The following is a 13603-nucleotide window of genomic DNA, read 5'->3' as shown; positions in this document are numbered from 1 at the left end:
CGCCAGATGTCGGACGGTTCCGCAGAACGCGTCCGACATCTGGCGTGTCGGCCCCCGAAGTGTGTTCGCCGCTTCAGCGACTGAGCGTCACCGCCAGGTCGAGGAACAGCGCGGCCGACCAGCCGAACGCCGTGGTCGCCCGCTCGGCCTTGAAGCCGGTGCGCGGGTTGTAGTACTCGTGCGGCCCGCCGCCGTGGACGACAAGACGCACGGTCTGCTCGCGCAGCTGACGCGCGCGCTCCGCAAAGCCGGATGCCTCCAGCCCCTCGGCGACGAGGGCGCTGGTGTTGATCCAGATCGGCCCGCGCCACATCCGTTCCGGCGAGAAGTCGGGATCGGATGCCGCGACGGTGGGCAGTCCCCACTCCAGCGCGAAGCGGGCCGCGTCGTCGACCGCCGCGCGCAGGGCGTCGCGGATGCCGTCCGGCAGCGTGCCGGTGAGCAGCGGCATGAGCCCGACCACCGTGTCGCTGTCGATGCGCTGGCCGTCGCCGAAGGCGAGGAAGCGCCCGGCCTCGGCATCCCACATGCCGTGCAGCAGCTGCTCGGTGCGCTCCGCGCGCTCGGAGAAGCGGCCGGTCGCGGCAGCCGGCTCGTATCGCGAGAGCAGGTCCGCGATCTCCCTGTCCTGACGCACCAGGTACGCACCGAGATCGGGTGCCGCCGTCGGGATGGGCCCGTCGAAGATCGGGCTGTCGTCCAGCCCCGACGAGTACGGATGCCCGTACTCCGGCATCCCGTCGCCGTCGAGGTCGGACCCGGCGAACCACCAGTCCTGCGATCGGATGACGGTGGCGAGCTGCGCACGCGCCCACTCCGGAGCATCCTCGGCCTCGAGCACCTTGCGCAGCGCCCACGCCGCCAGCGGCGGCTTGGTCAATGGCACCGGCGCGCTCGGGTCGGCGACCGCCGAACCCGTGCGGCGCAGCTTCGCCCTGTCGCCCTCGGGCAGGTCATCGCTGGATGCCAGCACGCCGAGTTCGTGCACGACGTCGGGCAGCTGCCCGTCCGCACCGGGGAAGCGGAACGCGATGTCGAGCTGCTCGCGGGCGAGCTCGGGGTCGCCGTGACGCAGGCCGACCGCGATGAAGTACGCATCCCACTGCCAGACACCGACGTAACCGATCTTCGACGGCACGACGCCGCGCGCGTCGCCGAGGGCGGGCAGCGAGACGATGTTCGCCCCGAGCACCCACCAGCAGAACGCCGCCATCTGCTGCAGGTCGTCGCGCACGACCGGACACTTCGCGAACCAGGCATTCCACTGCGCCGCGCATGCGGCGAGCGCTGCCGCATGGTCGCCGGACTCGACCACCACCGAGCGATCCGCGGCGACGACGATGCGCAGTCCGGCGCCGAGGGGATGTTCCTCCACACGGCCGTCCGGACGGGTCAGCCGCACGCGCGCATCCGATGAACCCCCGAGGCTCAGCGCACCCGGCCCGTCGAAGGTCAGTGACGCGTCGTCGCCGAAGGCGATCCGGTGCGGGAGCACGTCCGTCACCGGAAGCACGGCGCCCGCGGCATCCAGCACCGTGAGGCCGTCGAGCACCCGGCAGTCGTCCAGCCAGCGCTCGTACTCCGAGGTGTGCACGCGCAGCGCGCCGTCCGCGGCATCCTCATCCCTGAACACGAGGATGCGCGACTTCGGCAGCGTGAACGGGGAGGTGACCAGGTCGAGGTGACGGCCGGCGAGTTCGGCGAAGCTCATCGTCCCCCCAGTCCCGACGCGGCCATGCTGTTCAGGATCTTGCGCTGACCGATCACGAACACGATCAGCATCGGCACGGTCGCGATCGCAGATGCCGCCATCACCAGCCCGTAGTTGATCGACCCGAACTGGCTCTGGAACGAGGTCAGCAGCAGCGGCACGGTGAACAGGTCGGGCGAGTTCAACAGCACCAGCGGGAACAGGAACGCGTTCCAGACGCCCAATGCCGTGATGATCGCGAGCGCCGCCAGACCGGGCTTCAGGTTCGGCAGCACGATGCTCCAGAAGATGCGCCAGCGGCCGGCGCCGTCGACCAGTGCGGCCTCCTCGAGCTCCTTCGGCAGCCCGAGCACGAACTGCCGCATCAGGAACACCGCGAACGGGTTGGCGATCATGCCGGGCACGATCAGCGCCAGGTGCGAGTCCACCCATCCGAACTGCGTCATCAGCAGGTAGAACGGGATCAGCGTGACCTGCGAGGGGATCATCTGCGTCGCGAGGAAGATGATGAACAGCGTCTTGCTGCCCTTGAACCTGATGCGCGCGAAGGCGTATCCCGCCATCGACGCCGTGATCAGCGTGCCGATCACGACCAGCACGGTGATGTAGGCGCTGTTCAGGTAGGCCTGCGCGAAGGGCACAGCTTCCCAGGCATCGACGTAGTTCTGATTCGTCCACGGATTCGGGAAGAACGACAGCGGGTCCTTCAGCAGCTGCGGCAGCGTCTTGAACGACGTCAGCAGCATCCAGATGAACGGGAAGACCATCGACAGGCCCGCGATGATCAGCAGGATGTGCAGCACGATGCTGCCGCTGCGGCGTTTTCCGCCGCCGGTCGGGCGTCGGCGCTGCTTGCGACCGGGGGCGATCAGCGCGACGGTCGAGTCGGTCGCCGGGAGCAGGGTGCCGTCGGAGAGGCTGGGGGTCGTGGTGCTCATTCGGGATCGTCCTCGTAGTGCACGAACTTCTTCTGCGCGCCGAACTGGATCGCTGTGATGATCAGCGTCAGGATCAGCAGGATGATGGATGCCGCGCTGGACGGCCCGAACTCGAAGCGCCCGAAGCCGAGATCGTAGATGTGGTAGACGATCGTGCGGGTGGCGTTGTCGGGGCCGCCGCCGGAGACCAGCACGTAGACGATGTCGAACGTCTGCAGCGACGAGATGAACGCGATCACCGACGAGAAGAACATGATCGGCGACAGCAGGGGCAGGCGGATGCTCCAGAACAGCCGCCAGGCGCCGGCGCCGTCGATGCGCGCCGCCTCGATGACCGAGGGCGAGATATTCTGCAGGCCGGCCAGGAAGATGATGACGTTCAGGCCGAGCGACGACCAGATCGCGACGATGCACACGGCGATCAGGGCGAGCTTCGGGTCCTCCAGCCACGCGGGCGGAGCGATGCCGAACACCTTCGAGATGAGCGCCGACATCACACCGTCGGAGCGGAACATCTGCTGCCAGATCATCGCGATCGCGACTGTGGAGGTCATCACCGGGGCGAAGAACAGCAGCAGGTAGAGCGTGCGGGTCTTGAGCTTCTCCAGCGCCACCGCGACGACGACCGCCAGAGCGAGGCCGACGGGCACGGTGATCACGGCGATGATCATGGTGTTCAGAATGGAGCGCCAGAGCAGGGCATCCTGGAACTGCGACGTGAAGTTCTCGAAGCCGACCCATTCCAGGTCGCTCAGGCCGTCCCAGCGCGAGAACGCCAGCACCAGGCTCGCCGCGAACGGCAGCACCACGAACAGGAACATGCCGATCAGCTGGGGGCTGACGAAGAAGTACCCCCACAGTCGATCGCGGCGGCGCCAGGCCGCCTCCTTGCGCATCACAGGGGCGGATGCCGCAGGCGTGACCTGCGGCATCCCCCCATCCGTCAGAAGAGCGGACATGTCACTTGGCCGAACGCTTCTTCACCAGGTCGGCGACGTTGTCCATCGCCTTCGGGGCGTCTTCCTTGCCCTCGTAGAGCTTCTGGAACTCCTCGGCGATCGCGACCGGCAGACCGGGGATGCGAGCTTCGGCCGCGTAGTTCACGAAGCCGATGTCACGCATGTCGAGGAAGGTCTGGGCGTGCGCGGGGTAGTTGTCCTCGAGCACGACGTCGTCGGCGCCCTTGATGGACGGAACGGCGTTGCCGTTGCCCTGCAGGCGGAAGGTCTGGCCCTCCGCGCTCAGGAACTCGGTCCAGAACGTGAACGCCGCGTCCTTCACCTTGGTCTTGCCGTTGATCGCGAGGAAGCTGGTCGCGACGCCGGTCGGGGCGGCCTTGCCGTCAGGAGTGGGCCAGCGCACGATGTCGTAGGAGTCGTTCTTCACGTCGGCACCCTCGAGGGAACCGATCGTGTAGCGCCCCTGCACGAAGAAGCCCGCCTTGTGGGTGACGAACTGGCTGTCGGCTCCGGCGGTCTCGGGCATGGTGTCGGCGACCACGAACGTCTTGCTCTGGAACAGGTCGCCGAACTCCTGCATCAGCTCGACCGACTTGGCGTCCTTGTTGGCCGTGAACTCGCCGGCGTCGTTGTAGGGCTGCTCGGCGCCCTGCGACGAGAGCCAGCTCCAGTGCGTCGCCCAGTAGTTCCAGAACATCGAGCCGATCAGACCCTTGTCGTGGAGCTTCTTGTTCATCTCGAGGTACTTGTCGGTGGTCCACTCGCCCTTCTCGGCGAGGGCGGCCGGGTCGTCGGAGATGCCCGCGGTCTTCAGCGCCTCCTTGTCGTACCAGAGCACGTCGGGGTTGGAGTCGTTCGGTGCGGCGTAGTACTCGCCGTCCTTCTCGGCCGCGCCGAAGAGGCCGGGGAAGAAGTCGTCAGGCTTGGTCTTGCTGGTGTCCGACTCCATCAGCTTCTTCAGGGGCATGAGCCGCTTGGAGTCGACGAACTGGCCCACCATGTCGTCGCCGACGTAGAACACGTCCGGCGCGGTGTTGCTGGTGAGCTGGGCCAGCAGCTTGGAGTGGTAGTCGCCGTAGCCGGCGACCGGCTGCAGCTTGACGGTGATGTCGGGGTGACGCTTCATGAAGTCCTGGTTGAACTCCTTGTACCGGCTGAGCTCGTCAGCCGAGCCCCAGGTCGACCACACCACGGTCGCCTTGCCGTCGGCGCCGACGCTGCCGCCGCCCGAGTTGCCGCCGCTGCACGCGGCGAGTCCCACGCCGAGCGCGAGGATCGCGCCGAGAGCGAGGGATTTCCTGATCGTTGCACGTGAGATGGCCAACGCTCTACCTCTTTCGTCCTTGGAAGGGGCCGGTCGGGATGCCCGGCGGTGCATCAGTATTCTGTATACAAAACGCAATCCCTGTCAAGAGGCCGAGATCAAGTCGTGACGAAGACAGGGTGGGCGGCATGCCGCCCACCCTGTTCAGAGCACTTTGGAGAGGAAGCGCCGGGTGCGCTCGTGCTCCGGTTCTGCGAGCACGGATGCCGGATCGCCGCGCTCCACCACCACACCACCGTCGATGAAGGTGAGCGAGTCCGCGACCTCACGGGCGAATCCGATCTCGTGGGTCACGAGCACCATCGTCATTCCGCCGAGCGCCAGGGACTTCATCACCTCGAGCACCTCGTCGACGAGCTCGGGATCGAGTCCGGAGGTGGGCTCGTCGAACAGCATCACCGACGGCTCCATCGCCAGCGAGCGGGCGATCGCCACGCGCTGCTGCTGGCCGCCGGAGAGCTGGTTCGGGTACTTTCCGGCATGGGCCGCCATGCCGACGCGCTCCAGCTGGTATTCCGCGTTCCCGCGGGCGTCGGCGCGCGACATCCCCTTCACCTTGACCTGCGCGCACACGACGTTCTCCAGCGCGTTCATGTTGTTGAACAGGTTGAACCGCTGGAACACCATGCCGATGTCACGGCGGAACCGGGCGAACTCCTTCGGACGCCACTCGTGGAAGCGGTCGCCCTTCCGGGTGTAGCCGACGTCGTCTCCGTTCACGCGGATCAGGCCGGAGTCGATCCGCTCCAGTGCATTCAGGCAGCGCAGGAACGTCGACTTGCCCGAGCCGGACGGCCCGATGATGCATGCCACCTCACCCCGCGCGACTTCGAAGTCGATGCCGCGCAGCACCTCGGCATGCCCGAACGACTTCCGCACACCCTCGGCGACGACGATCGGCTCGGACCCGGTCATTTCAGCTCCTCCGTGGTCGTGGTGCGGATCACACCGGTGCGGAACAGGCCGCCGGTGCCGGACGGGAGCGGCGATCGCCGCCGGGTGCCGGCCGGAGGCAGGTTCGCGTTCCCGAATCGCTTCTCGAGCTTGCTCTGGAAGTAGGTGGCGATGGCGGTGAGCAGCATGTACCAGAGGCTCGCCACGATGAGCAGCTCCATGATCTTGCTGTTCTCCTTGTAGATCTGGCTGGCGTTGGTCATCAGGTCGTTGCCCGCGACGACGTAGACCAGCGAGGTCGTCTTCAGCATGCCGATGAACTCGTTGCCGAACGGCGGGATGATGATCCGCAGCGCCTGCGGGAGCACGACGATCCGCAGCCGCTGCGACGGCGTCATGCCGACCGAGCTCGCGGCCTCGGACTGCCCGATGTCGACGGCCTGGATGCCGGCTCGCACGATCTCCGCGGCGTAGGCGCCGAGGTTCAGCGCCAGACCGAGCACGGCGGCGTTGAACCCGGTCATCAGCACGTTCGTGTCCCACTGGTACCCGATCGAGGTGCCGGGGATCGCGATCACCAGCTTCGGGAACAGGAAGGCGAGGTTGAACCAGAAGATCAGCTGCACCAGCACCGGGGTGCCGCGGAAGAACCAGATGTACAGCGTGCTCAGCCAGCGTGCGATCGGGTTCGACGAGAGCTTCATCACCGCCAGGACCACGCCGATCGCGATGCCGATCACCGTCGAGATGATCGAGAGCGCGATCGTCACGGCGACGCCGGAGAGGATCTTCGGGAAGAAGACGTAGTACGCGACCGAGGACCAGGACAGGTTCGGGTTCGTCGCCAGCGCGTAGACGAACCCGGCGAGCGCCGCGATGCAGACGAGGGCGACGATCATCCGCCCCGGATGCCGCAGCGCGACGATGTTCGCGGGGTTGGGCCAGCTGCCGGCCCGGGGGTCGGCCGTGTCGGCGGGAGCCGTGGTCATGGTCAGTTCCCCTTGTTGATCGTGGCCTCGTCGATCGCCATGCCGCCGAGGTCCCACGCCCCGAGGATGTCGCCGTAGGTGCCGTCCTCCATCAGGCCGTTCAGGGTGTCCTGCGTGAGCGCGATGAGGTCCTCGTCGTCGGGTGCGATGCCGATGCCGAACAGCGCCTCACCGGGGATCTCGATCGCCTCCAGCGCACCCTCGGACTGGCTCACGCGGTACTGCGCGACCGGGAAGTCGTTCATGCCGGCATCCGCCCGGCCGTTCTTCAGCTGCAGCAGCGCCTCAGGATCGTTGGCGAAGCCCATCACCGTGATCTTGCCCTTGCCCGCCTTCGTGCAGTCCTCACTGAACTGCTGCGCGAGCTGCATGTAGTAGCCGTTGTCGAGGACTGCCATGGTCTTGCCGCACAGGTCGTCCGGCCCCTTGATGCCCTTCGGGTTGCCCTTGGGCACGACGATCGCGCCACTGGACTTCGCGTAGTCGACGAACGACACCTTCTCGCGGCGGGCGGCCGTGTCGTTCAGACCGGAGATCACGACGTCGTAGCGCCCGGAGGCGACACCGGGCACCATGGCGTTCTGGTCGGAGTTCTCGATCTTCACCTCGACTCCCCAGAGCGCGCCGAGGGCGCGGGCCAGCGACATGTCGACGCCGATCATGGTCTTGCCGTCCTCGTCGAACATCTCCATCGGCGGGTATCCGTCGGCGGTCGCGACGGTGAGACCGTCCTTCTTGATCGAGTCCGGGACGCGATCGGCCAGCTTCTGGTCGACCTCGAGCGTCTTCAGCACATCGGCGGCGAGGTCGCCCGCGGGAATCTCGACGGTCGCAGCGGCCTTCGAACCCGACCCGGCATCTGCGGCCGCACCGCCGATCGGCTCACCGCCGCATCCGGCGAGGGCGAGGATGCCGGTGAGGGCGATTCCGGTCAGGACGACTCTGGCCTGGGTGGACTTCATGATGCTCTCTCTTCTTCCTGTGTTCGGGCGATGCGATCTGCGGCATCCCAGCGGATGACCCCGCCGGTGATGGTCTTCTGCACCCGGGCGTCCGGGTCGCGCGGGCTCCCGTCGAGCACGATGAGGTCGGCGAGCATGCCGGGTGCGATGCGGCCGCGATCGGCGCGGCCGGCAGCCGTGGCGGGGGCGACCGTGTACGCGCGCCACGCCTCGGATCTGCTGATCCGCTCGTGCGGCTGCCAGCCGCCGGCGGGTGTGCCGTCCGTGCGGGTGCGGGTGGTCGCGGCGCGGATGCCCTCGAGCGGGTCGATGCCCTCCACCGGGGCATCCGAGCTGAACGCGATCTCGACGCCGCGCTCGCGCAGGCTGCGCCAGCCGTACGAGATCACGTCGCGGTCGCCGAGCCGCCGCTGCACGGAGGCGATGTCCGAGATGCAGGACTCCGGCTGCATGACGACGAGAACGCCGGAGCGCGCGAGCACGCGGAGGTCCTCGCGACGGATGTGCTGCCCGTGCTCGATCCGGTGCGGGATGGTCCCCCTGGGCGCTTCGGCGATCGCGCCGGCGGCGTTGCGCACCGCCGCGTCGCCGATCGCGTGGATGGCGACGGTGAAGCCGTGGTCGGCGCAGCGCCGGATGGCATGTCGCAGTCCGTCGGGATCGATCGCCTCGATGCCGGTGACACCTGGCAGGTCGGCGAACGGCTCGGTCATGTGGCAGGTGTGCGACCCGAGGGACCCGTCCGAGAACAGCTTCACCCCGCCGTAGTCCAGCCAGTCGTCGCCGCTGCCGGTGCGGACGCCCTGCGCGGCGACCTGCTCCAGCTCATCGTGCAGAGTCAACTTGTGCACGCGCAGCGGAAGTGCCCGCTCCCGGTGCAGGCGACGGAAGAAGTCGGTCGCCCGGTGGTCGTCGATGTCGTGGATGCCGGTCACCCCGACGGCGAGGAAGCGCTGCAGCACGTCGGTCATCCGTGCCTCGAGTGCGGCGCCGATCTGCCGCTCGATCTCGTGCTGCGCGGCGAACGCCGGCTCCTCGGAGATCAGTCCCTGCGGGGCGAGCCGCGGATCGATGCCCAGTCGCGCGATCGCCGCGGAGTTCAGCCAGTAGGTGTGCAGGTCGGCCGCGTGCAGCGCGACGGCCCGCGGCCCGGTCAGTGCATCGAGGGCGGCGGGGTCGGCGGGGCGGCGGTCGCTCCAGTCGCCCGCGTTCCATCCGCCGGCGAGGAACCAGCCTGACCCGGCATGGCCCGGGGCGGCGAGGTCGCCCAGCGCGGTGTGCACGCGGGCGGCCATCGCCTCGAAGCCGTCCGCGGCCGCGACGTCGAGTTCGAGGGACCTGGTCGCCATCTGCACGGTGTGCACGTGCGCGTCGACGAACCCCGGCGCGAGATGCCCGCCACCCAGATCGATGCGTTCCTGCGGACCCGAGACGAGGTCTCGGCACTCGGCGACCGTTCCGACAGCCGTGATCCGTCCGTCCGAGACGACGACGGCATCCGCGGTCTCACCGATCGCTGCGTTCTCGAAGATCGTCGTCGTCATGCGCCTCATCCGTCGAGCGGGCCGCCGCGTCCATGCGCCGACCTGCAGTCATGGTGCGGCGGGTCGCCCCGAGCACCCTTGCTCATCTGAATGCAGAATACAGTATTCGATTCCGAAGGCAACCGCTCGCCGGCCGGGACTACGCTCGGAGCCATGCCCCTCGTCGTGACCGTCCCCACTGCACGTCTCGCCACCGACATCGGCGCCCTGCCCGACGGAGTCGAGCTGCATGTCTGGGACTTCACGACGCCGCCGCCGGCATCCCGGCTCGACATCGTCGTGCCGCCCTACATGGGGTCGGCGGGGGCACTCGAGAAGCTCGCGGGCCTGGACGTCGGGCTCGTGCAGAGCCAGTCGATCGGCTACGACGGCGTCGCCGATCGACTGCCGGCCGGGATGACGTTCGCCAACGCCGCGTCGGTGCATGAGGCGTCGACCGCCGAGATCGCGGTCGCGCTGATGCTCGTCGCGCAGCGGCAGTTCCCCAGGTTCGTGCGCGCGCAGGACCGCGGCGAATGGTCGCCGGTGTTCACCGAGAGCCTTGCCGACCGGCGCGTGCTGCTGGTCGGCTTCGGCGGCGTCGGCACCGCGACCGCGCGTCGCCTCGTGCCGTTCGAGGTAGAGCTGACCGCGGTCGCGAGCAGTGCACGGACCGAGCAGGTCGACGGTGTCGGCGAGGTCGCGGTGCACGGCATCGAAGAGCTGCCCGCGCTGCTTCCGGATGCCGAGATCGTCGTGGCCTCGCTGCCCGACAACGATGCGACCCGGCATCTGTTCGACGCCGACATGCTGGCGCACATGGCCGACGGAGCCCTGCTGGTCAATGTCGGCCGCGGACCGCTGATCGACCCTTCTGCACTTCTCGCCGAGCTGCAGGCCGGACGGCTGCGCGCCGCCCTGGACGTCTTCGAGCCGGAGCCGCTGCCCGCCGGGCATCCGCTCTGGTCGGCGCCCGGCCTGGTCGTCAGCCCGCACGTCGGCGGCGCGTCGACCGCGATGAACCCCCGCATGGCGCGCCTCGTGCGCTCGCAGATCGAGCGGATGCTCGCCGGCGAGGCGCCGCGGAACGTGGTGCTCCCGGCATCCTGACCCCCGGGCCCGCCCCCGAGTCGCACTTCGTCACGCTTCCGTACCGCCCCGCCCGTTCGGGTCGCACTTCGTCACGCTCTCTCGCCCGCATTCCGGGACCAACTGCCACCTGAACGAGAATGCGACCGCCATTCCAGGACCAACTGCCACCTGAGCACCGAGGACGTCGGCGCCGAGTCCAGGTCGCACTTCATCACGCTCACCAGCCGCATCCGACAGCCGAGTCGCACTTCGTCACGCTCTCCCGCCCGCATTCCGGGACCAACTGCCACCTGAACGAGAACCCGACCGCCATTCCAGGACCAACTGCCACCTGAGCACCGAGGACGTCGGCGCCGAGTCCAGGTCGCACTTCATCACGCTCACCAGCCGCATCCGACACCCGAGTCGCACTTCGTCACGCTCTCCCGCCCGCATTCCGGGACCAACCGCCACCTGAACGAGAACCCGACCGCCATTTCGGGACCAACTGCCACCCGAGCGCAGTGGCGGGCGCCGCGGCCGGGCGGAGCGGGCACCCGCCCGCCGTTACGGTTGAAGGATGACGATCACCGCCGCCGCAGACGGCTCCGCCCTGGGCAACCCCGGCCCGAACGGCTGGGCCTGGTACATCGACGACGCGAACTGGGCGGCCGGCGGATCACCGCACGGCACAAACAACCAGGGCGAGCTGCAGGCGGTGCTCGAGCTGCTGCAGTCGACCGCCGACACCTCCGAGGACCTGCTGATCCTGTGCGACAGCAAGTACGTGATCGACTCGATCACCAAGTGGATGCCGGGCTGGAAGCGCCGCGGCTGGCGCAAGTCCGACGGCGGCGCCGTGCTCAATCAAGACCTGATGAAGGCCCTCGACGAGGCGATGTCGGGGCGCGACGTGCGCTTCGAGTGGGTCAAGGGCCACGCCGGTCACGACCTGAACGAAGCCGCCGACGAGCGCGCGAACGCCGCGGCGAAGGCCTACCAGCAGAAGCAGGAGCCCCGCCGCGGGCCGGGCTTCACGATGAGCACGGCGGGCGCGGCAGCCGCGACGTCCACGAACCGGATGCAGGGAGATCCGACGGATGCAGGGCGACACGCCGCCGATTCGCCCACCCTCCCCGCATCCACCCCTGCAACTGCGCCGGCCGCCACCGCCGTGGCCCCCGCGGCGATGCCGCTCTGGGCCGAGGCATCCGATCTTCTCGAGGGACTCGACGACAGCCCAGCTCCCGCTCCCCTCGAACTGCGCATGACGCTCTCGGCACAGGAGCACGCTCGCCTGCGCGATCGCGCCGACGCCCAGGGCGTCTCGCTCGAAGAGGCTCTCCGCCGCCTGATCTGAGCGCGCCGCTCCGGCCACCTGCAGGGCGAGACGACATCGGCAGGGCGACACGCCGCGCAGCGGCCCTGCATCCGGGCATCCGCCCTGCAAGTGTCGCCGAGAATCCTGCATCCGAATCGATTCGAAGGCACCCCTGGCGCGACTGTAAGCGTTTGCAGTAGCCTGAGTGCATGACCCTCGAGCAGATCGCCGCCCCCGGTTCCGAATGGTGGCGCAGCGCCGTCATCTACCAGATCTACCCCCGCTCCTTCGCGGACGCGTCCGGTGACGGCATCGGCGATCTGCCCGGCATCACCAGCCGGCTCGACTCCCTCGAGGAGCTCGGCGTGGACGCCATCTGGCTGAGCCCGTTCATGACCAGCCCGCAGCGCGACGCCGGCTACGACGTGGCCGACTACCGCGACGTCGACCCCCTGTTCGGCACTCTCGCCGACTTCGACGAGATGCTCGCGCAGGCGCATGCCCGCGGCATCCGGGTCATCGTCGACCTCGTGCCGAACCACTCCTCCGACCAGCACGTCTGGTTCCAGGAGGCGCTGAAGGCGGCGCCGGGAAGCCCCGAGCGCGCGCGCTACATCTTCCGCGACGGCAAGGGCGAGAACGGCGAGCTGCCCCCGAACAACTGGGAGTCGGTCTTCGGCGGCGGCCAGTGGACCCGCGTCACCGAGGCTGACGGCACGCCCGGCCAGTGGTACCTGCACATCTTCGACCCGTCCCAGCCCGACTTCGACTGGACCAACGAGGAGGTGCGCGAGGAGTTCCGCAGCATCCTGCGCTTCTGGCTGGACCGCAGGGTCGACGGCTTCCGCGTCGACGTCGCCCACGGCATGATCAAGAAGGACGGTCTGCCCGACTACACGCCGCCGGCCGACGCCGACTCGATGGGCGGCGGCGAGGACGACGTGCCGTACTGGGGCCAGCCCGGCGTGCACGACATCTACCGCGACTGGCACAAGGTCATGGCCGAGTACGACGGCGACCGCGCACTGTGCGGCGAGGCCTGGCTCCCCACGCTGAAGCAGACCTCGCTCTGGGTGCGCCCCGACGAGATGCACCAGACCTTCAACTTCCCCTACCTGATGACGCCGTGGGATGCCGCGCAGCTGCGCGCCGTGATCCGAGAGTCGCTCGACGAGTTCGGCGGCGTCGGCGCCCCGAGCACCTGGGTGCTCTCGAACCACGACGTGGTGCGGCATGCCTCGCGCCTGGCGCTCACCGCGGACAACCCGCAGGGCGAGGGCATCGGCCCGAAGTCGGCAGGCAAGCCCGACCCGGTCATCGGCCTGTCCCGCGCACGCGCGGCGACGACGCTCATGCTGTCGCTGCCCGGCTCGGCGTACCTGTACCAGGGCGAGGAGCTCGGCCTGCCCGAGGCGATGGAGATCCCGGACGAGTTCCGTCAGGACCCCACCTGGTTCCGCACGAACGGCGAGCGCTACGGCCGCGACGGATGCCGCGTGCCGCTGCCCTGGACGGCGGATGCTCCGGCCTACGGCTTCAACGACAGCGGAGACTCCTGGCTGCCGCAGCCCGATGAATGGGCGCGCTTCGCCCGCGACGTCGAGGAGGGCGATGGCGGCTCGACGCTCAACCTGTACAAGCAGCTCATCGAACGGCGCCGTGAGCACGGCCTCGGCACCGGTTCGCTGGTCTGGGAGGATGGCGGTGAAGACACCGTGGCGTTCCGCCGCGGCGACATCCACGTCGTTGCCAACCTCGGCACCGCGCCGGTGGAACTCGGCGACGACGCGACCTTCCTGGTGCAGAGCGAGGTCTTCACCGGCACGGCTCTGCCCCCGAACACGGCCGCCTGGTTCACGAAGGCCTGACCGGCTGCCGAGAAACCACTTCCCGCGCGAGAAACTGTTCAGT

The 13603-nt window shown here is 68.6% G+C and carries 11 protein-coding genes; 3 read left to right on the top strand and 8 right to left on the bottom strand.

Annotated elements, in window-relative coordinates:
• Positions 1 to 73: 73 nt before the first annotated feature.
• The 8 genes from ACFVDO_RS15205 to ACFVDO_RS15170 all read right to left on the bottom strand — a co-directional run bounded on the left by ACFVDO_RS15205 (position 74) and on the right by ACFVDO_RS15170 (position 9321).
• The gene (locus ACFVDO_RS15205; protein ID WP_378858031.1) at positions 74 to 1711 is read right to left on the bottom strand and encodes an amylo-alpha-1,6-glucosidase; all 1638 of its coding nucleotides are present in this window, start codon (positions 1709 to 1711) and stop codon (positions 74 to 76) included.
• Positions 1708 to 2649: a carbohydrate ABC transporter permease gene (locus tag ACFVDO_RS15200; protein ID WP_378858030.1), complete on the bottom strand. Its 942-nt coding sequence runs from the start codon at positions 2647 to 2649 to the stop codon at positions 1708 to 1710. Before ACFVDO_RS15200 ends, ACFVDO_RS15205 begins: the two co-directional genes overlap by 4 nt.
• The gene (locus ACFVDO_RS15195; RefSeq protein WP_378858029.1) at positions 2646 to 3581 is read right to left on the bottom strand and encodes a carbohydrate ABC transporter permease; all 936 of its coding nucleotides are present in this window, start codon (positions 3579 to 3581) and stop codon (positions 2646 to 2648) included. Before ACFVDO_RS15195 ends, ACFVDO_RS15200 begins: the two co-directional genes overlap by 4 nt.
• Before the next feature lie 28 nt (positions 3582 to 3609).
• Positions 3610 to 4932: an ABC transporter substrate-binding protein gene (locus ACFVDO_RS15190; RefSeq protein ID WP_378858028.1), complete on the bottom strand. Its 1323-nt coding sequence runs from the start codon at positions 4930 to 4932 to the stop codon at positions 3610 to 3612.
• Between the two features lie 144 nt (positions 4933 to 5076).
• Complete coding sequence (locus ACFVDO_RS15185; protein ID WP_378858027.1) at positions 5077 to 5847, bottom strand: amino acid ABC transporter ATP-binding protein; 771 nt, start codon at positions 5845 to 5847, stop codon at positions 5077 to 5079.
• Positions 5844 to 6815, bottom strand: coding sequence for an amino acid ABC transporter permease (locus ACFVDO_RS15180; protein WP_378858026.1), 972 nt, complete (start codon positions 6813 to 6815; stop codon positions 5844 to 5846). Before ACFVDO_RS15180 ends, ACFVDO_RS15185 begins: the two co-directional genes overlap by 4 nt.
• A gap of 2 nt (positions 6816 to 6817) precedes the next feature.
• A complete protein-coding gene (locus tag ACFVDO_RS15175) occupies positions 6818 to 7777 on the bottom strand; it encodes an ABC transporter substrate-binding protein (protein WP_378858025.1) in 960 nt (319 codons plus the stop codon).
• Entirely contained in the window at positions 7774 to 9321 is a 1548-nt protein-coding gene (locus tag ACFVDO_RS15170) for an amidohydrolase (RefSeq protein WP_378858024.1), read from the bottom strand. The genes ACFVDO_RS15175 and ACFVDO_RS15170 overlap by 4 nt, the downstream gene beginning before the upstream one ends.
• 153 nt (positions 9322 to 9474) lie before the next feature.
• Between ACFVDO_RS15170 and ACFVDO_RS15165 the strand changes: the two genes are divergently transcribed.
• The 3 genes from ACFVDO_RS15165 to ACFVDO_RS15155 all read left to right on the top strand — a co-directional run bounded on the left by ACFVDO_RS15165 (position 9475) and on the right by ACFVDO_RS15155 (position 13560).
• A complete protein-coding gene (locus ACFVDO_RS15165) occupies positions 9475 to 10410 on the top strand; it encodes a 2-hydroxyacid dehydrogenase (protein WP_378858023.1) in 936 nt (311 codons plus the stop codon).
• A gap of 541 nt (positions 10411 to 10951) precedes the next feature.
• The gene (locus ACFVDO_RS15160) at positions 10952 to 11731 is read left to right on the top strand and encodes a ribonuclease H (RefSeq protein WP_378858022.1); all 780 of its coding nucleotides are present in this window, start codon (positions 10952 to 10954) and stop codon (positions 11729 to 11731) included.
• 170 nt (positions 11732 to 11901) lie between these two features.
• Positions 11902 to 13560: a glycoside hydrolase family 13 protein gene (locus ACFVDO_RS15155; protein WP_378858021.1), complete on the top strand. Its 1659-nt coding sequence runs from the start codon at positions 11902 to 11904 to the stop codon at positions 13558 to 13560.
• The last annotated feature ends 43 nt before the right edge of the window (positions 13561 to 13603 follow it).

The sequence above is a fragment of the Microbacterium sp. NPDC057741 genome (assembly GCF_042798735.1).
In the GTDB taxonomy this organism is placed as follows: domain Bacteria; phylum Actinomycetota; class Actinomycetes; order Actinomycetales; family Microbacteriaceae; genus Microbacterium.
Note: the sequence above shows the minus strand (reverse complement) of the source record. Positions and strands in the feature narration are given on the sequence as shown.

What these genes read in the sequence shown, in the direction of transcription:
- ACFVDO_RS15205 (WP_378858031.1), bottom strand. Translation starts at nt 1,711, where the DNA reads ATGAGCTTCGCCGAACTCGCCGGCCGTCACCTCGACCTGGTCACCTCC.
- ACFVDO_RS15200 (WP_378858030.1), bottom strand. Translation starts at nt 2,649, where the DNA reads ATGAGCACCACGACCCCCAGCCTCTCCGACGGCACCCTGCTCCCGGCG.
- ACFVDO_RS15195 (WP_378858029.1), bottom strand. Translation starts at nt 3,581, where the DNA reads ATGCCGCAGGTCACGCCTGCGGCATCCGCCCCTGTGATGCGCAAGGAG.
- ACFVDO_RS15185 (WP_378858027.1), bottom strand. Translation starts at nt 5,847, where the DNA reads ATGACCGGGTCCGAGCCGATCGTCGTCGCCGAGGGTGTGCGGAAGTCG.
- ACFVDO_RS15180 (WP_378858026.1), bottom strand. Translation starts at nt 6,815, where the DNA reads ATGACCACGGCTCCCGCCGACACGGCCGACCCCCGGGCCGGCAGCTGG.
- ACFVDO_RS15175 (WP_378858025.1), bottom strand. Translation starts at nt 7,777, where the DNA reads ATGAAGTCCACCCAGGCCAGAGTCGTCCTGACCGGAATCGCCCTCACC.
- ACFVDO_RS15170 (WP_378858024.1), bottom strand. Translation starts at nt 9,321, where the DNA reads ATGACGACGACGATCTTCGAGAACGCAGCGATCGGTGAGACCGCGGAT.
- ACFVDO_RS15165 (WP_378858023.1), top strand. Translation starts at nt 9,475, where the DNA reads ATGCCCCTCGTCGTGACCGTCCCCACTGCACGTCTCGCCACCGACATC.
- ACFVDO_RS15160 (WP_378858022.1), top strand. Translation starts at nt 10,952, where the DNA reads ATGACGATCACCGCCGCCGCAGACGGCTCCGCCCTGGGCAACCCCGGC.
- ACFVDO_RS15155 (WP_378858021.1), top strand. Translation starts at nt 11,902, where the DNA reads ATGACCCTCGAGCAGATCGCCGCCCCCGGTTCCGAATGGTGGCGCAGC.